The sequence below is a fragment of the Stappia sp. ABD4_338 genome (genome assembly GCF_056312175.1).
Genome location: NZ_CM149982.1, coordinates 2,734,923 through 2,750,537, shown reverse-complemented (window position 1 = coordinate 2,750,537; position 15,615 = coordinate 2,734,923). Strand labels below are relative to the sequence as shown.

General features: G+C 65.7%; 17 protein-coding genes. 6 read left to right on the top strand and 11 right to left on the bottom strand.

Annotated features, from left to right (window positions below; all coding sequences use genetic code 11):
- Both cas1e and cas2e read left to right on the top strand, forming a co-directional pair.
- A complete protein-coding gene (gene cas1e / locus ACYX4S_RS12470) occupies positions 1–699 on the top strand; it encodes a type I-E CRISPR-associated endonuclease Cas1e (RefSeq protein ID WP_476360401.1) in 699 nt (232 codons plus the stop codon).
- Positions 696–977 carry a type I-E CRISPR-associated endoribonuclease Cas2e gene (gene cas2e / locus ACYX4S_RS12465; RefSeq protein WP_476360400.1) on the top strand — a complete coding sequence of 94 codons (282 nt, stop codon included), beginning with the start codon at positions 696–698 and terminating at the stop codon, positions 975–977. The genes cas1e and cas2e overlap by 4 nt, the downstream gene beginning before the upstream one ends.
- A gap of 320 nt (positions 978–1,297) precedes the next feature.
- Here cas2e and ACYX4S_RS12460 read toward each other — a convergent pair whose 3' ends face one another.
- From ACYX4S_RS12460 to ACYX4S_RS12410, 11 genes are all read right to left on the bottom strand, one after another.
- A complete protein-coding gene (locus ACYX4S_RS12460) occupies positions 1,298–1,804 on the bottom strand; it encodes an L-2-amino-thiazoline-4-carboxylic acid hydrolase (protein ID WP_293718663.1) in 507 nt (168 codons plus the stop codon).
- A gap of 82 nt (positions 1,805–1,886) precedes the next feature.
- A complete protein-coding gene (locus ACYX4S_RS12455; RefSeq protein WP_293718665.1) occupies positions 1,887–2,597 on the bottom strand; it encodes an ABC transporter ATP-binding protein in 711 nt (236 codons plus the stop codon).
- Positions 2,594–3,349: an ABC transporter ATP-binding protein gene (locus ACYX4S_RS12450; protein WP_293718667.1), complete on the bottom strand. Its 756-nt coding sequence runs from the start codon at positions 3,347–3,349 to the stop codon at positions 2,594–2,596. The genes ACYX4S_RS12455 and ACYX4S_RS12450 overlap by 4 nt, the downstream gene beginning before the upstream one ends.
- Entirely contained in the window at positions 3,346–4,371 is a 1,026-nt protein-coding gene (locus tag ACYX4S_RS12445) for a branched-chain amino acid ABC transporter permease (RefSeq protein WP_476360399.1), read from the bottom strand. Before ACYX4S_RS12445 ends, ACYX4S_RS12450 begins: the two co-directional genes overlap by 4 nt.
- Complete coding sequence (locus ACYX4S_RS12440) at positions 4,364–5,278, bottom strand: branched-chain amino acid ABC transporter permease (protein ID WP_293718670.1); 915 nt, start codon at positions 5,276–5,278, stop codon at positions 4,364–4,366. The genes ACYX4S_RS12445 and ACYX4S_RS12440 overlap by 8 nt, the downstream gene beginning before the upstream one ends.
- A 97-nt stretch (positions 5,279–5,375) precedes the next feature.
- The gene (locus ACYX4S_RS12435) at positions 5,376–6,500 is read right to left on the bottom strand and encodes an ABC transporter substrate-binding protein (protein ID WP_476360398.1); all 1,125 of its coding nucleotides are present in this window, start codon (positions 6,498–6,500) and stop codon (positions 5,376–5,378) included.
- Positions 6,501–6,589: 89 nt separating this feature from the next.
- Complete coding sequence (locus tag ACYX4S_RS12430; RefSeq protein WP_293718674.1) at positions 6,590–7,111, bottom strand: L-2-amino-thiazoline-4-carboxylic acid hydrolase; 522 nt, start codon at positions 7,109–7,111, stop codon at positions 6,590–6,592.
- 36 nt (positions 7,112–7,147) lie between these two features.
- Complete coding sequence (locus ACYX4S_RS12425; protein WP_476360397.1) at positions 7,148–8,449, bottom strand: NAD(P)/FAD-dependent oxidoreductase; 1,302 nt, start codon at positions 8,447–8,449, stop codon at positions 7,148–7,150.
- Positions 8,450–8,494: 45 nt separating this feature from the next.
- On the bottom strand, positions 8,495–8,971 hold the full coding sequence (locus tag ACYX4S_RS12420) for an Lrp/AsnC family transcriptional regulator (RefSeq protein WP_476362865.1): 477 nt from the start codon (positions 8,969–8,971) through the stop codon (positions 8,495–8,497).
- 353 nt (positions 8,972–9,324) lie between these two features.
- Positions 9,325–9,765 (bottom strand): hypothetical protein, encoded by a 441-nt coding sequence (locus ACYX4S_RS12415; RefSeq protein WP_476360396.1) that lies wholly within the window; start codon positions 9,763–9,765, stop codon positions 9,325–9,327.
- Positions 9,766–9,856: 91 nt separating this feature from the next.
- The gene (locus tag ACYX4S_RS12410; protein WP_422068201.1) at positions 9,857–10,882 is read right to left on the bottom strand and encodes a helix-turn-helix domain-containing protein; all 1,026 of its coding nucleotides are present in this window, start codon (positions 10,880–10,882) and stop codon (positions 9,857–9,859) included.
- Between the two features lie 143 nt (positions 10,883–11,025).
- On the opposite strand from ACYX4S_RS12410, the gene ACYX4S_RS12405 reads away from it, so the two are divergent.
- The 4 genes from ACYX4S_RS12405 (at position 11,026) to ACYX4S_RS12390 (ending at position 15,610) form a co-directional block, all read left to right on the top strand.
- Positions 11,026–13,206 carry a TonB-dependent siderophore receptor gene (locus ACYX4S_RS12405; RefSeq protein WP_476360395.1) on the top strand — a complete coding sequence of 727 codons (2,181 nt, stop codon included), beginning with the start codon at positions 11,026–11,028 and terminating at the stop codon, positions 13,204–13,206.
- A 130-nt stretch (positions 13,207–13,336) separates the two neighbouring features.
- On the top strand, positions 13,337–13,630 hold the full coding sequence (locus ACYX4S_RS12400) for a DUF2218 domain-containing protein (RefSeq protein ID WP_293718683.1): 294 nt from the start codon (positions 13,337–13,339) through the stop codon (positions 13,628–13,630).
- A complete protein-coding gene (locus tag ACYX4S_RS12395) occupies positions 13,627–14,634 on the top strand; it encodes an alpha/beta hydrolase (RefSeq protein ID WP_476360394.1) in 1,008 nt (335 codons plus the stop codon). The genes ACYX4S_RS12400 and ACYX4S_RS12395 overlap by 4 nt, the downstream gene beginning before the upstream one ends.
- Positions 14,635–14,662: 28 nt before the next feature.
- Positions 14,663–15,610, top strand: coding sequence for a siderophore ABC transporter substrate-binding protein (locus tag ACYX4S_RS12390; RefSeq protein ID WP_476360393.1), 948 nt, complete (start codon positions 14,663–14,665; stop codon positions 15,608–15,610).
- Positions 15,611–15,615 lie beyond the last annotated feature (5 nt).

Genomic DNA, 15,615 nt, shown 5'->3' with positions numbered 1-15,615 from the left:
ATGGGCGAGGCGGGTGTTCGCCTGTATTCCACCGGACAGCCGGGCGGTGCGCGGGCCGACCGGCTCTTGTGGCAATGCCGGATGGCGCTCGATCCCGACGCGCGGCTCGCCGTCGTGCGCCACATGTTTCAACTCCGCTTTGGCGAAACAGCGCCCGAACGTCGCTCCGTCGACCAGTTGCGCGGCATCGAGGGCGCGCGCGTGCGCGAGATCTACAAGGTGCTTGCGCGGCAGTTCGGCGTTGCCTGGAAACGACGCGCCTATGATCCCGGCAACTTCGATCTGTCGGATGTTCCCAACCGGTGCCTTTCGGCGGCGACATCCTGTCTTTACGGCCTGACCGAGGCAGCGGTCCTGGCAGCGGGCTATGCGCCCGCGGTGGGCTTCCTCCACACCGGAAAGCCGCTGTCCTTCGTTTATGACATCGCGGACCTGTTCAAGTTCGAGACCGTGGTGCCGGAAGCCTTCCGCATCGCGGGCCAGCACGCGAAAGGCAAGCTGGACAAGCCGGTGGACATGGCCGTGCGCCATGCCTGCCGGGACGCCTTTCGCAAGACGGGGCTGCTGTCGCGCCTCATTCCGGCGATCGAGGACGTGCTGCTCGCCGGTGGCCTGCCGCGACCCGAGGCGCCGGCCGATGCGGTCGGGCCAGCGTTCGAGGATCCCGCGCCGTCGGGCGAGGAAGGGCAACGCGGATGATGGTCGTGGTGACGAGCAACGTGCCACCACGGCTGCGGGGCCGGCTCGCGGTCTGGCTTCTCGAGGTGCGCGCCGGTGTCTATGTCGGCAATTACTCCGCCCGCACACGGGAGATGATCCGCGAGCAGGTCGCCGGGATGATCGGCGAGGGGGATGCCGTCATCGCCTGGGCGAGCCCCAATGACGCCGGTTTCGACTTCGAGACCTTCGGGGAAAACCGGCGCGCGCCGGTGGATTTCGAAGGGCTCAAACTGGTTGCCTTCCACCCTCTGGAGTGAGGCTGCATATTTTCGACGCAAGGCCGGAAAGGAGGCGAATTTCCCGGTGGAGTTTTTGGTGGAAAGAATGTTCAATTCAAACAGGTGCTTCCAGGAAGAGCGTTCCCCGCACACGCGGGGATGAACCGCAGGGACAGGCCTTGGCGACCCCCGGAAAATCGCGTTCCCCGCACACGCGGGGATGAACCGCCGGTCTGCACCCACCGGGCCGAACGCGAGGTGTGTTCCCCGCACACGCGGGGAAGATCAACGAAAACCGGCGCGGCGGTTTCGCGTCGCGCCGGTCTCCCAGGTTTGTGTCGGTCAGGCGGATGTGAAGGTCACGTCTCGTCCGCGCTGTCCTTCAGCCGGTAGCGGAAGTCGCAGTGGCTGGCGCCCTTCATGATGGTCTGGGTGCGGGTCAGTTCCATCTTCGGATTGTAGCCGATGCAGAAGTCGCCATCGCGGTTGCACGAGAGCAGGTGCCCGATGTCGCCGAGACCCATGTCCTTGTAGATCTCCGAGTAGCGGCAGCGGGTGATGTTGAACTCCAGCCGGTCCGGGCTCTCCTCGATCACGTCCATCTCCAGCGCGCCGTCCATCTTCCACAGCGGCAGCAGGTCGGCGAAATCCTTGAGGTCCGGCTCGTGGTCCTCCTTGGCGCGGAATTCCTTGCCCTGGGCAATGGCCGAGTTCGACACCGCCTCGCCGATCACGGCTTCCGCCTCCGTGCGCCCGTGGCGCTCCACGAGCACGTCGAACACGCACTTGAGGATCTGCGCCTCGATGCGGCGCTTCTCGAGCATCGGCAGCGGTGCGGGGGTGGAGGGGGACGCGGTCTGTGTCATGATATTCCTGTCCTTCTCGCATCTGGGCGCCGCTGGACGCGGGCACCTGGCGCGTTTCGGGTGGCGGGGCGGCACCGGCGCGTCACGCGCCGGCGACATGACCTCCCAGATAGGCATCGGCGACCCGGCTGTCATTGGCCAGTTCGCTGGCGGTGCCTTCCATCAGGATGCGCCCGCCCTCGATGACCGCGGCGCGGTCGGCGATCCGCAGCGCCGCCTTGGCGTTCTGCTCCACGATCAGGATCGCGTAGCCTTCCGAGCGGATCTTCTCCACAAGGTCGAAGATGAAGCGCACGAGCAGCGGGGCAAGACCCAGCGACGGCTCGTCGAGCAGCAGCACCTTGGGCTTGCGCATCAGCGCGCGCCCGATGCACAGCATCTGCTGCTCGCCGCCGGAAAGCGAGCCCGCGCCCTGGCGCAGCCGCTCCTTGAGCTTGGGGAACAGCGTCAGCACGTGGTCGAGTTCCGCCGTGCCGAGCGGCCCGCCGCCGATGGTCAGGTTCTCCAGCACGCTCATGTTGGAGAAGATCTGCCGACCCTCGGGAGCCTGCAGGATGCCCTTGTCGACGATCTGATGGCTCTTCAGCCCGACGATGTTCCGCCCCTCGTAGCGGATCTCGCCGCCCGTCGGCTGGTAGATGCCGGAGATGCAGCGCATCAGGCTGGTCTTGCCGACGCCGTTGGCTCCCAGGATCGCCAGGATCCCCTTGTCGGGAAGCGAGAGGGTGATGTCGTGCAGGATGTCCTGGACGCCAATCCTGAGCGACAGGTTTTCGATATCGAGAACGTTCACGCGTCCACTCCCAGATAGGCTTCGAGAACCTCCGGCGTTTGGCGCACCACGGCCGGCTCCGCGTCGGCGATCTTGCTGCCCGAGGCCAGCACGACGATGCGTTCGCAGATGCTCATGACGAGGCCCATGTCGTGTTCGACGAGCATGACCGTCAGCCCTTCCGAGTGGAGCGTGCGGATGAAGTCCGCAAGCTCCGCCGTCTCGCTGTCGTTGAGGCCCGCCGCCGGTTCGTCGAGGATCAGCAGGTCCGGCTTCATGGCGAGCGCCCGGGCGATCTCCAGATACTTGCGCTTGCCGTAGGCGAGGTTGGCGGCCAGTTCGTTGGCCTGTTCGGTCAGGCCGACCTTTTCCAGCGCCTCCCAGCTTCGCTCGGAGATGTCCTTCGCCCGCGACGAGCCGGACAGGATGGCCTGCAGCGGTCCCTGTCCGATGGCGCCCACCGCGCCGACCGACACGTTGTCGAAGACCGTCATGTTGGGAAACACGCGCAGGTTCTGGAACGTGCGCGAGATGCCCAGATGCGCGATCGCCGAGGGCTTCAGGCCGCTGATCTGCTTGCCGCGATAGCGGATCTCGCCGGAGGAGACCGGCGTGAAGCCGGAGATCAGGTTGAAGAGCGTGGTCTTTCCCGCACCGTTGGGGCCGATGAGGCCGACGAGTTCTCCCTCGCCGACATGCGTGGTCACCTCGTTGACGGCCATCAGGCCGCCGAAGCGCCGGGACACGTTCTCGATCTCAAGCATGGCGCTCATTTCCAGCCCACCTTCTGCTTGTCCGGAGCGTTCTGCCAGGCGCCGTTCATCTGGCGGCGGATGAAGTTGAGCGCGGGCACCTCGCCGAACAGCCCCTTGGGCAGGAACAGGATCGAGCAGAACAGGACGACGCCGACGATGATGTTGCGGATGTCGCCGACCGAGCGCAGTGCCTCGGGCAGCAGGATCAGCAGCAACGCGCCGATGATGGCTCCGGGGATGGACCCGAGACCGCCGACCACGACCATGGCCAGGATGAGGATGGATTCGGCGAAATCGAAGTCCACGGGCGAGATGTAGCCGGTCGTGTAGGCCCACAGCGCGCCGGCGATGCCCGCGAAGAACGAGGAGATCATGAAGGCTTCCACCTTCAGCCGCACCGTGTCGATGCCCATGGCATCGGCGCACTGGTCGTCCTCGCGCAGGCTGCGCAGCGCGTTGCCGTAGTAGGAATGGCTGAGCCGGTGGATCATCCAGATCGACACCGCGACGATGGTCGCGACGACGAAATAGGTGCCCGTCTCGCTCTCGATCTCGAAGCCGAACAGGTCGATGCCCGAGAACAGGATGACGCCGTTCGGTCCCTTGGTGACGTCGACCCAGTTCTGCAGCACCAGATAGATCATCTGGCCGATGCCGAGCGTCGCGACGGCGAAGTAGATGCTCACCAGACGCATGGTCGGCAGCGCGACCACGAAGGCGACGGCGGCCGCGCCAAGTCCGGCCAGCGGCAGGCCGATGGTGAAGCCGATGCCGTAGTCAGCGCCCGCGAGCGCGGCGATATAGGCGCCGATGCCGTAGAAGGCGGCATGGCCCAGATGCAGCAGGCCGGCGATGCCCGTCACGAGCTGCAGCGAGACCGCCAGCAGCGAGAAGATTAGGGCAAGTGTCGCGATCTGGTAGAGATAGCCCTGGCCGAGAGCGGCGAGCACGGCTGGGATCGCGGCGAAGACGACGGCGAGGATGGCGAGCTTCAGGAGTGCCGAGCGGACCCTGCCGGAACGGTTAGCGGTATCAGACACGCTCCCTCCTTGCCCCGAAGAGGCCCTGCGGGAAGAAGATCAGGGTGACGATGAGGAACAGGTAGGCGACCATGTCCGCCCAGACGGAGGAGACGAAGGTCGTCGACATGCTCTCGGCCACGCCGAGGATGAGAGCCGAGATCACCGCGCCCGGGATCGAGCTCAGCCCGCCCATGACCATGGCGACGAAGGCCTTGATGCCGGGGATGAAGCCCATGGCCGGGAACACGGCGCCGTAGTAGAGCCCGACCAGGATGCCCGCCAGCGCGCCCATCATCGAACCGATGAGGAAGGTGACGACGATCGTGCGGTCGGTATTGATGCCCACGTATTTCGCGCCCAGCGGGTTGTTGGACACGGCGCGGATCGACAGGCCGATGGCGGAGTAGCGCAGCAGGTACTGCAATCCGCCCAGCATCAGGACCGACACGACGAAGATGATGATGTCGCCGTTGACGATGGTGATCGGGCCGAGCTCGATCGGCTTGTTGATGAGGTAGGCGATGTCGATGGTCTGGAACTCGGAGCCGAAAAGCAGCTCCATCGCCTCGCGGGCGATGATCGACATGGCCAGCGAGGACATCAGCGTCGCCTCGCGCATGGCGCGGGACTTGAGCGATGCCTCGTCGGAGAATCTTCGAAATGGCCGGAACGCGAGCCGCTCCAGCCCGAAGCCGGCGATCGCGCCGGCTGCAAGGACGATGAACACGACGATGAGGAACGGCGGGCCGAAGGCCGCGATCGCCATGATGCCGGCGAAGGCGCCGATCGTGTAGACCTCGCCATGGGCGAAGTTGACGACGTTCAGCACGCCGAAGATGAGCGTGAAACCGATGGCCATCAGGGCATAGACCATGCCCAGGGATATGCCGATCGTCAGCTGCTGGAGATAGTAGGGGTCGAGCACGTTGATCTGTCCTGGCAGTCAGGGGCGCGGATGGGGCCGCAAGGCGTCAGGGAACGGATCCCGGCGGCCCGCGAGAGGTCGCCGGGATCCCTTGGCATTATTCGACCGGGACGAAGGTGCCGTCCTTGACGGTGGCCTTGGTGAGCTGCTTCAGCGCTTCGCCATTCTCGTCGAAGGAGGTGACACCCGTCACGCCCGGGAAGTCCTTGGTGGCGGCGAGCGCATCGCGCACGCTCTCGCGGGTGGCGTCGGGACCGGCGGCCGCGACGGCCGCGAGCATGATGTTGACCGCGTCATAGGCCTGGGCCGGGAACTGGCCGGGCTCGGCTCCGTCGCGGGCGGCCTTCCACTCCTCGACGAAGGTCTTCACGTTCTCGGCGTCGGAGTTCGGCAGGAAGGTCGCCGTGAGGAACAGGCCCTCGGCGGCCGGACCGGCAAGCTCGACGAGCTTCTGGTTGTAGGCGGCCGACGTCGAGTGGACGGGGATGTCCACGCCGAGCTGCTGCATCTGCTTCATGAACTGCGCGCCGTCCTCATAGAAGAAGCCGGTGTAGATCGCGTCGGGTTCCGCGCGCTCGATCTTGGTGATGAGCGAGCGGAAGTCGGGCAGGCCGCGGTTGAAGAACTCGGTGAAGACCACCTCGCCGCCATTGGCCTCGACCTTCTCGGCGAAGTCCTTGACCACCGACTGGCCCCAGTCGGTCTGCTCGGCGATCACGGCGATCTTCTTGTAGCCCTTGTCGTTCATCCAGTCGGCGTTGAAGACGCCTTCCTGGGCCTGGGTGGTGATGTTGCGGAACTGCCACTCGGAGATCTTGGCGTAGTCCGGGTGCGAGGCGGTCTGGCTGAGCTGCGCCATGCCGGCCTTCTTGTAGACCTGCGCGGCGGCCATCGAAACGGTCGAGGTGAAGTCGCCGAGCACGGCCACGATGCGGTCGTCGTCGACGAACTTGCGGGCGATCGCGATGCCTTCCTTGGCGTCGGAGCGCGAGTCCTCGAAGATGATCTCGACCGGCACGGACAGCTTGCCGGAGGCATTGAAATCCTTCAGCGCGATTTCGGCGGCGGTCTTGAAGTCCTGGCCGTACTGGGCGGTGTTGCCCGTCAGCGGAAGCTGGTAGCCGAGGTAGACGGCATCCTGCGCGCTTGCCGTGACGGGAAGGGCGGCGATGCCGGCGGCGGCGGCAACAAGGCCGAGCCAGGTTCTGCGTGTCATGCTCATGGAACGATCTCCTTGTGATGGCGGGAAGGGGCGCCTTCCCGCTTGATCCGTAAGTGTCGGCCGGGCTGCGCCGGCAGCCGGCCCGGGTGTCAGTCGGCGGCCTGGCCGGGCTCGACCCTCAGCAGGCAGCAGCCCGTCTTGCCCTTGGTCCAGGTCTCGCCCTTGAAGGTGAAGCCGGCCTCGGTGAACAGCCCGCCGTCGATGGCGCCGGCGGCCTTGCACAGGTGCTCCAGGTCCTCGTCGTTCCGCCCGTCGGCGGCCCAGGTGTCCTTCAGCGGACAGCGATGGAACTGGATCTCCATGCTTTCATCGTCACATTTGCGGATCTCGGGTGCAAACATCTGCGGCGCGCAGGGAATGCCGCCGATGAAAGCCTCCTTCAGTCCGGGCAGGTTGTCCGGGCCGAGATGCGCGAACTTGCCGCCCATGTCCTTGCCCAGCCTGCGGGTGGACTCTCCGATCAGTTCGACGGCGCGTTCCGCGCCAAAGGCCTCGCGCAGCACGTCGAACATGTGCGCATAGGCACGTGCCCGCATCGCGTAGGCGCCCTTCAGCATCTCGAGGGTGATCTCGGGCTCGTCCGCGGGTGTCTTCGTGGTGTCCTGGGTCATGGCTTGAGTCCTTTCCGGATCCTTGGCTTGATGGGGTCAGTCACGCGTGTCGCGCCAGCGGTAGTAGGGCAGGAACACCGGCAGGGCGAGCCGGGTCACAAGATCGTGCATGGGGATGGGCTTCGGCTCGGAAAGCGGCAGCGCGAGCTCCTCGAGAGGCCTGCCGGCGATGGCTCCGGCCAACTCGCGTCCAAGCGAGATCGAGAGCGCCACGCCGCGTCCGTTGCAGCCGGCCCAGCACCAGAAGTCCGGCCCGAGCCGGGTGATGAAGGGGAAGCGGTCCTCGGTCATGCCGATGAACCCGTTCCACACATAGTCGAATGTCGGCGTGCCGAGGGCGGGGAAGGCCTCCGCAAGGCGCTTGCCGACCAGGGCCTTCAGCCGTTCCGGGCCGTTCACGGGGACGGCGAGCGCGCCGCCCGCGACGAGCCGGTTGCGCTTGTCATAGCGGAAGAAGCGCAGGTCGCCGTGGGTGTCGGACACGGCCTGCCGGCCCGGCACGATCGTTTCGCGCTGGGTATCGGTAAGCGGGGCCGTGGCCATCTGCCATGACAGCACCGGAACAAGGGAACGCGCCACGGTCGGTGCCAGCTTGCGCTCGTGAAAGCCCGTGTAGGCATTGGTGGCGAGCATCACCGAGCGCGCGACGAGAACCGCGCCGGACGCGGTGACGAGATGCCACTTGCCGTCCTTGCGTTCGACGGAGGCGACGGGGCTGTTCTCATGGATCGTCACGCCACGGGCCTCGCAGGCCCCGGCGAGGCCGCGCGCGAGCGCCAGCGGATTGATATGGCCGCCGGTCGCATTGTACATGCCGCCGAACCATTGTTCGGATCCAAGCAGCCGCGCGGCTTCCTCGCGGTCGACGAGCCGGGCCGGAGCGCCGCGTTTCGACCAGGCCTCGACACGCTTTTCCGACAGCGCCATGCGGCTTGCGCGATGGGCGGGCTGGAACCAGCCGGTCTGTTCGCCCTCGCAGTCGATGTCTTCCGCCCGTGCCGTATCGAACAGATAGGCGGCGCTGTCGCGGATGAGACCGACAAAGCGCTCGCCCACATCGCCGAAGCGGGCTTCGATGGCGTCGGGCTCCACCGCTGTCATGGTCGGGATCACCTGGCCGTTGTTGCGCCCCGATCCCCCGAAGCCGACGGCCGCCCCCTCGAGCACCGTCACCTGGATGCCCTCGCGGGCAAGGTGAAGCGCGGTGGACAGGCCCGAGAAACCGCCGCCGATCACCGCGACGTCGGTCTCCGCCTGTCCGGCCAGCGCGGCGGCGGGCTTGCGGTCAGGGGCGGTGGCCGCCCACAGCGAGGAGGAGATCTGGTTGGCGAAGGTCATGCAGGGTGTCCGGTAAGACGGGTGAATGGGGCGACGGGAGCGGTCTTAGGGAGCGCTCTGGAGCGGTACGGTTTCCAGGGGCAGCTTCGCGCTGCGCTTGATCTGTTCCATGGAGAAGCAGGAGGTGACATCGTTCAGTTCGATGAGGTTGATGAACTTCTTGTAGAAGGCGTCGTAGGAGGCGTTGTTTCTGGTGACGACCTTGAGGATGTAGTCGTATTCACCCGCCAGCCGGTTGACTTCGACGATCTCGGGAAACAGGGTCACGACATCGTTGAATTTCTCGAGCCATGCCGTGTTGTGCTGGTTGGTTCGTACCATCACAAACACCGTGAGATCGAGGCCGATCTTGCTTTGATTCAAGAGTGTTACGCGGCCATCGATATACCCCTCGCGCTCCATTTTCTGCAGCCGGCGCCAGCAGGGGGTCGAGGAGAGCCCGACCCGTTCCGAAATCTGGGCTACTGATAGGCTAGCATCATCCTGTATGACAGAAAGTATTTTTCTATCGAACTCGTCAATTTGCATCTTTCATACCTCTGGAAGCGTTTTTATGGGTATGTTCATTCTATAGCAGGTTGCTATCTTGGGCCGAAGGAGAATGTGCCTTCTAACCGTCGGAGCCAGTCGGAAGGCCCTTGCGTGCCGTGTGTTGCGGTCTTTTTGCCGGATTTGTGGGCATGGCACGGATTTGATCAGATTGTGAAAAACTGCAGTCGGCCGCAAGGGAGCGCGCGCGAGGTCGCGACGAGCAGCGCCGCTGCCGGACACGAGAACGGGTGGCCGGCCTGAATCAATGGCAATGAGATGTCGCGGGCGTGGGGGAGGGGGCGCGAGGGCGCGCGACGGAGGCTTCCTCCGCCGCGCCGTGAGGGTCAGTCGTAGTCCATCTCGATCAGGCGCCCGTCGCGGGCGAACTCGGCTTCGAACAGGCGTCCGTCGGCGCTGCGGCCCTCGATCTCGATGTGATCGCGATCGTCCAACTCGACCTTGTGAAACATGGCGTCCGCGGGATAGCTGGCGTTGTCGCGCACCGCGGCCGGAATGAGGCTCTCGACGGCGGATGGGGAAAAGCCCTGCCGGTCGCGCGCCTCGATCTCCTCGACGCTGCCGTCCCCTTCCAGCTCGACTTCCACGCGCGCGCCACCGGGCAGGCGGCCGTCGATGGTCGTGCCGTGATGGCGTTCCCGCTTGGGGTGGATCGAGGTGTCACTCAGCCCGAGCGTCCTGATGACGCTGTCCGTTGTGGCATCTTGTGCGAAGGCCGGCTGAACGAGCGCGAGCGTGGCGAGAAGGGCAAGCGGAAGGTGTCGCATGGGCATCTCCATCGTGCGGGTGGCGGGGCGATTTGCCCGCTTGCCGCATATGGGGTGCCTTGTGCGATTTGCACGCGGGTCGCGAAAAGGGCTACCCGCGTGCGCTGCGCCTGGCATCGCGCGGCGACAGGCCGAAGGCGCGCTTGAAGGCGGTGGCGAAATTGGCCGGGCTCGAGTAGCCCGCGCGGTGGGCTGCCTCCGCGACGCTGACGCCCTCGCGCTCCAGAAGATGGCGCGCGCGCAACAGGCTGGCGCGGCGTATGTGATCCGAGACCGACACGCCGTGCCCGAGCCGGAACAGCCGCTGCAGGCTCGACACGCTCATGCCGCACTGGCGCGCGATCCGCTCGACCGTCGGTGCCTCTCCCGCACTTGCCGCGATCGTGTCCTCGACAAGCTGCAGCCGGCGCTGGTCCGAGGGCGAGAGCGTGGGGTGTGCATGACTGCCCCCGCGCTCGCCGAGAGCGGAAAAGGCCTCGCCGAGCAGGTCGAGGGCCCGGCTTTCCAGATAGAGGTGCTCGGGGTAGCAGGGGCTGCGTGGGGAGTGGAGCATCTGTTCGGCGATGGCCACGAAGGCGGGACTCGCGACCCACTCGAAGCGGGCGAGATGCGTGGCGCAGAACTCGGCCACCACATTGCGCTCCAGCGAGCCGTCGAAGCCGCAATCGGCAACCCATTCGGGCGAGCAGGTGACGACCACCTTGCGCATTCGCTCGCCCTTGCGCGCCCGGCGCACGAAGCGGTCGGCCCTTGCACGTGAAACCATGACACCGCGCACCGGGCCGTCCTGCTTGCGGCCGACCTCGAGCGGCACACCGCCGATGCTCGCGTCCACGTCCCCTTCCAGGAAAACCATGACGGTGAGGCCCGCCGGCTGTTCGATCGCGGTGGTCAGGTCCTGAAGCGTCGTCGTGTCCGAGGTATGCACGCTCAGGCCCGGGCGCAGCCGCACCATGCGATGGTCGCCGCGCAGCACCGCCTTGCGCGCGAAAGCCAGTGGTCGCACCACCTTGAAGTCCGGGCCGGTCAGCACCGACTGCGCCTTCAGGTCCGCCGCGAGGATGTCCTCGCCCTTGAAATCGACGCTGCCTTCCACCCGTTGCGGGCCTCCGTTCATGAGCCGTGTGCGGCGCAAACGTGTTTGACGCCTGCGCAAAGAAACGGCTCTGGCACAAACCTTTCCGTTCTCCTAACAAACATGACTATATCCATCAAGTTTTCGCGTGGCGGCCCGGCTGCCGCGCGCACAAGGGGCTCAAGATGTCACACACCGCGTACCGTTCCCGCCCGTCCGGCGCCACCCTGGCCCGACTGGCGGGTCTCCTTCTCGCCTCGGCCGTGCCGGCTGTGTGGGGCGTGTCGCTGGCCAGGGCGCAGGACGGGGACACGGTGCTTCTGGATCGCATCACGCTCGAGGGCGCGAGCTATGAGACGGATGATTCCGACAGCTACACCTCGGGGCTGGTGAGTGTCGGCGAGAAGGACGTTCTCTCGGTGCGCGAGATCCCGCAGTCCACGTCGGTTCTGACCCGCGAGCACATCGAGGACGGCGGCTACACTTCGCTCGACACCGCCCTGCGCGACACGCCGGGCATCGTCGTTCTCAACAATGACAATGGTCGCTCTAGCCTGTTCTCGCGCGGCTTCGAGTTCGATTCCCTTTACTTCAACGGTCTGTCCGCGCCCCTTTCGAGCGTCTATGGCACACAGCCCGATCTCGCGATCGTGGATCACATCGAGATCCTGCGCGGGCCGTCCGGCCTGTTCGGGGGCAACGGAGAACCGGCCGGCGCCATCAACATGCGCCTGAAGCAGGCCAAGCGCGATTTCGAGGCGCGCTTCGAGGGTGCCTTCGGGTCATGGGCCCACAAGCGCGGCGAGGTCGATATCACCGGACCGCTCAATGAATCGGGCTCCGTGCGCGGTCGTTTCGTCGGTGTCCTGCAGGACGAGGACGGCTTCGTCGACGAGACGAAGAACGGCGTCGGCGTTGCCTACGGCACGATCCAGGCGGACATCGGCACCAACACCACGGCGACGCTTTCGATCAATCATCAGGCCCGCGACATCAATCCCTTCAACGGTCTTCCGACCCTGCAGGACGGAACGCTGCTCGATCTCCCCCGCTCCACCTTCACCGGGCAGGACTGGAACGACTTCAACAACAGCGTCACGGACTACATCGCGGAGCTGGAGCACAAGTTCGAGGACGGCGGTCACGCAAAGCTCTCCGCCCGCTACCAGCACACGGATGTCGACTTCCTCTATGCATGGGCCAACGGCTATGCGGCACCGAACGGCGACATCATCTCCGGTGGTGGCGACACGGACGACACGCGCTGGCTCGCCCGCGACTACAGCTATGATTCCGTCGCCGTCGATGCCCACGTGAGCAAGCCGTTCGAGCTTTTCGGCCAGGAGCACAACGTCATCGTCGGCGCCGACTACCAGAGCTTCGACAGCACCCTGCGCCAGGGAGCCGACACGATCACCGGCGACCAGAACATCTACAACTGGAATTCGGGTCTTGCCCGCCCGGTGGTGAACTACACCACCCAGACCGGCATCAAGACCGACAAGTTCGGCCTCTACGGCCAGCTTCGCGTCAAGCCGTTCGAGCGCCTGACCCTCATCGGCGGCGGTCGGCTGAGCTGGTACGACGCGACGACCACGAACCTGTTGAGCGGCGCCGTCACCAACCGGCAGACCATCAACGCCAAGGTCACGCCCTATGCGGGCGCCGTGTTCGACCTGACGGAGTGGCTGTCCGCCTACTCCAGCTACACGGAGATCTTTCAGCCGCAGACCGAGACCGACATCTCCGGAACGGTGCTCGATCCGCGCGAGGGGCGTCAGGTCGAGGCCGGTCTGAAGGCGGAGTTCTTCGACGGAAACGTCAACGCGTCCATGGCCTATTTCAACCTGCGCGACGTCAACCGCGCGGTGGCGGATCCGGGCAATCCCGGCGTTTCCATCGCCCAGGGCGAAGTCGAGGTGCAGGGCTTCGAGATCGAGGCCTCCGGAACGGTGCTCCCGGGCTGGGAGATCTCCGGCGGATACACCTTCACCGACAGCCAGTATCTGAACGGCGGTTCGGCGGGGCAGGTGTTCAGCACCTACACGCCCAAGCACATGCTTCAGCTTTGGACCAAATACACCTTCGACGAACGCTTCGACCGGCTGAACGGCCTGTTCGTCGGTGGTGGGCTGACAGCCTTCAGCTCCTTCTCCAGCGTGTCGCGGGGGATCACCATCGAGGCGCCGGGCTATATCACCGCCGACCTCATGGCGGGCTACAAGCTCAACGACAACCTGACGGCCACGCTGAACATCAACAACGTCTTCGACAAGAAGTACTACTCCCGTGTCGGCGGCAACTCGGTGTTCAACTTCTACGGCGAGCCGCGCTCCGCGCAGTTCCGCCTGTCCGCCAAGTTCTGACACGAGACCCCAGGGAGGGGAGGCTGTCGGGCCTTCCCTCCCGTCCTGATTGCCATGACGCAACGCGGATGTCGCAAGGGGCTGGAACCGGTCCGAAGCTGTCCGCCCACGGAACGCGCAGGAACCCAGAATGCCCGCCTTGCACACCACCGTTTCCACCGGCAATGCCTCCCGCTACCTGCAGCAGCTCTGCAAGCATTTCGCGCACAAGGTGCCCGTCACCTATGACGAGCGCGAAGCGGAGGTCGCCTTTCCCTTCGGCGAGTGCCGCATGTGGGCAAACGAGACGGACCTGCGTATCGAATGCGCGTCCGACAGCGAGGAAACGCTGAAGCGCACGCACTTTGTCGTTCACGACCATCTGGAGCGTTTCGCCTGGCGCGAGAAACCCGAGATCGTCTGGCAGGAGCTTTCCCGCGAATGACCCTTCGTACGTGTCTTCTCGGCATCGCCGCCGCCGTCGGCGTTCTGGCGGCGCCGGCCTGTGCCGCTCCCGAGGCCGCATCCGCGCGAACCGCGTCCTCGGGCGCGGTCCGGCCTGTCGTTGTCCCCGGTGCGCGCGAGATCCCCTTCGTGTCCTCCGTGACCGGCACGCCGATGCGCCTGCTGGTCTGGCAACCGCCTCGTCCCGCGCCGCCGCAGGGGTATCCCCTGCTTCTCGCCTTCGACGGCGACGACACGTTCGCCCTTCTGGTCGACACGTATCGTTCCATTGGCGGTGCCTCCTTGCGCGCTGGTGCCGCACCGCTTGCCATTGCCGCCATTGCCTATGGCGAAGGCGCGGGTGGTGAGCGGGACCGCATCCGCGACATGACACCGGCAATCGTCGCCAGCGACATGCCGGATCGGCCGAACGGAAAACCCTGGCCAGAAACCGGGGGAGGCGACCGCTTTCTCGAGATGGTGGAGCGGGAGGTGAAACCGCTGCTTGCTTCTGCTCTCCCTCTCGATCCCGGTCGCCAGACGCTGTTCGGGCACTCGCTCGGCGGGCTGATGGTCCTGCATCGCCTTTCGACGAAGCCCGACGCCTTCGACTGTTACGCGGCCAGCAGCGCCTCGCTGTGGGCCGGAGGCGGGCGCATGGTGACGGCGCTCGCCGATTTCCTCGACAAGTCCGCGCCGATGGACCCCCGTCCGCGTCTCATCCTGTCCGTCGGGGACGCCGAGGAGGATCTCGGGCCTTGGGACGCCGGCGTTCCGGGAATGGACATCGAGGCCCGCAGACGCTGGATCAAGGGCAATGCCATGGTGAGCCGTGCCCGCGATCTTGCCGCAATCGTGCGGGAAAAGGGCTCAGCAAAGCTCGACTTCGTCTTTCGCGAATATCCCGGGCGCAGCCATCAGCCAGCCAAGATCATCGCGTCCCTCGATGCCGTCGGGGAGGCCGTTTCCTGTGGTGCGCCCTCCCGCCCGGCGCCGTCACGCTGACCTTTTTCCTCCACCGCCGGAGATGCTCATGTCGAAGATTTCAAACCGCCTTCTGCGCCGTCTTGCCCTTGCCGCCCTGTCCGGCGTGCTGCTTGCCGGAACGGCGAGCCTTGCGCCGTCCGCTCACGCGGAAACGGTCGAGATTCGCGATGCACGCGGTCCCGTTACGGTTCCCGCCAGGCGGGAACGCATTGTCGTCTACGATCTTGCGGCCCTCGACACGCTCGACGCCCTTGGCGTGACACCGGCCGGCGTCCCGGAGGGAGTAAAACCCGCCTATCTCGAAGGGTACAACGATGCCGGTATCGCCAAGGTCGGAACGCTGTTCGAGCCGGATCTCGAGGCCCTGCTGGTCGAGGCGCCGGACGTCGTGGTGATCGGCGGACGCTCGGCCGCAAAACGGGATGAACTCGCCGCGATCGCGCCGACCGTCGACATGACCGTCGACACCTCCGACTTCCTTCCAAGCGCGGAGGCGCGCATCCGGGCGCTCGCCACCCTGGTCGGAAAGCAGGACCTTGCCGAGGCGAAGCTGGCGGAGATCGAGGAAGCCACGCGAAAGCTGCAGGCAAGGGCCGCCGATACGGGCACCGCGCTGGTGATCCTGACGACGGGAGGGCGCATGAGCGCCTACGGTCCCGGGTCGCGCTTCGGCATCCTGCACACCGCCTTCGGTTTCGCGCCGGCGGTCTCCGACCTGGACGTGGCCACCCATGGCCAGGCGGTCTCCTACGAGTTCCTGCTCAAGACCGATCCCGACTGGCTTTTCGTGATTGATCGCGACGCGGCGATCGGTCAGAAGGGCGAGGCGGCCGCCGCGATGCTCGACAACGAGATCGTCCGCCGCACCAGCGCGTGGAAGAACGGACGCGTCGTCTATCTCGATCCCGGCATCTGGTACCTGAGCGGTGGTGGTCTGACCTCGCTCAAGGCCATGGTCGACGAGGTTTCCGCCGCGCTCGCCACCGAAAACTGATCCCG

Coding starts and splice junctions, on each gene's coding strand:
- ACYX4S_RS12400 (WP_293718683.1), top strand. CDS start 13,337: ATGCCCGCCTTGCACACCACCGTTTCCACCGGCAATGCCTCCCGCTAC.
- ACYX4S_RS12430 (WP_293718674.1), bottom strand. CDS start 7,111: ATGACCCAGGACACCACGAAGACACCCGCGGACGAGCCCGAGATCACC.
- ACYX4S_RS12435 (WP_476360398.1), bottom strand. CDS start 6,500: ATGAGCATGACACGCAGAACCTGGCTCGGCCTTGTTGCCGCCGCCGCC.
- ACYX4S_RS12425 (WP_476360397.1), bottom strand. CDS start 8,449: ATGACCTTCGCCAACCAGATCTCCTCCTCGCTGTGGGCGGCCACCGCC.
- cas2e (WP_476360400.1), top strand. CDS start 696: ATGATGGTCGTGGTGACGAGCAACGTGCCACCACGGCTGCGGGGCCGG.
- cas1e (WP_476360401.1), top strand. CDS start 1: ATGGGCGAGGCGGGTGTTCGCCTGTATTCCACCGGACAGCCGGGCGGT.
- ACYX4S_RS12450 (WP_293718667.1), bottom strand. CDS start 3,349: ATGAGCGCCATGCTTGAGATCGAGAACGTGTCCCGGCGCTTCGGCGGC.
- ACYX4S_RS12415 (WP_476360396.1), bottom strand. CDS start 9,765: ATGCGACACCTTCCGCTTGCCCTTCTCGCCACGCTCGCGCTCGTTCAG.
- ACYX4S_RS12390 (WP_476360393.1), top strand. CDS start 14,663: ATGTCGAAGATTTCAAACCGCCTTCTGCGCCGTCTTGCCCTTGCCGCC.
- ACYX4S_RS12460 (WP_293718663.1), bottom strand. CDS start 1,804: ATGACACAGACCGCGTCCCCCTCCACCCCCGCACCGCTGCCGATGCTC.
- ACYX4S_RS12405 (WP_476360395.1), top strand. CDS start 11,026: ATGTCACACACCGCGTACCGTTCCCGCCCGTCCGGCGCCACCCTGGCC.
- ACYX4S_RS12410 (WP_422068201.1), bottom strand. CDS start 10,882: ATGAACGGAGGCCCGCAACGGGTGGAAGGCAGCGTCGATTTCAAGGGC.
- ACYX4S_RS12395 (WP_476360394.1), top strand. CDS start 13,627: ATGACCCTTCGTACGTGTCTTCTCGGCATCGCCGCCGCCGTCGGCGTT.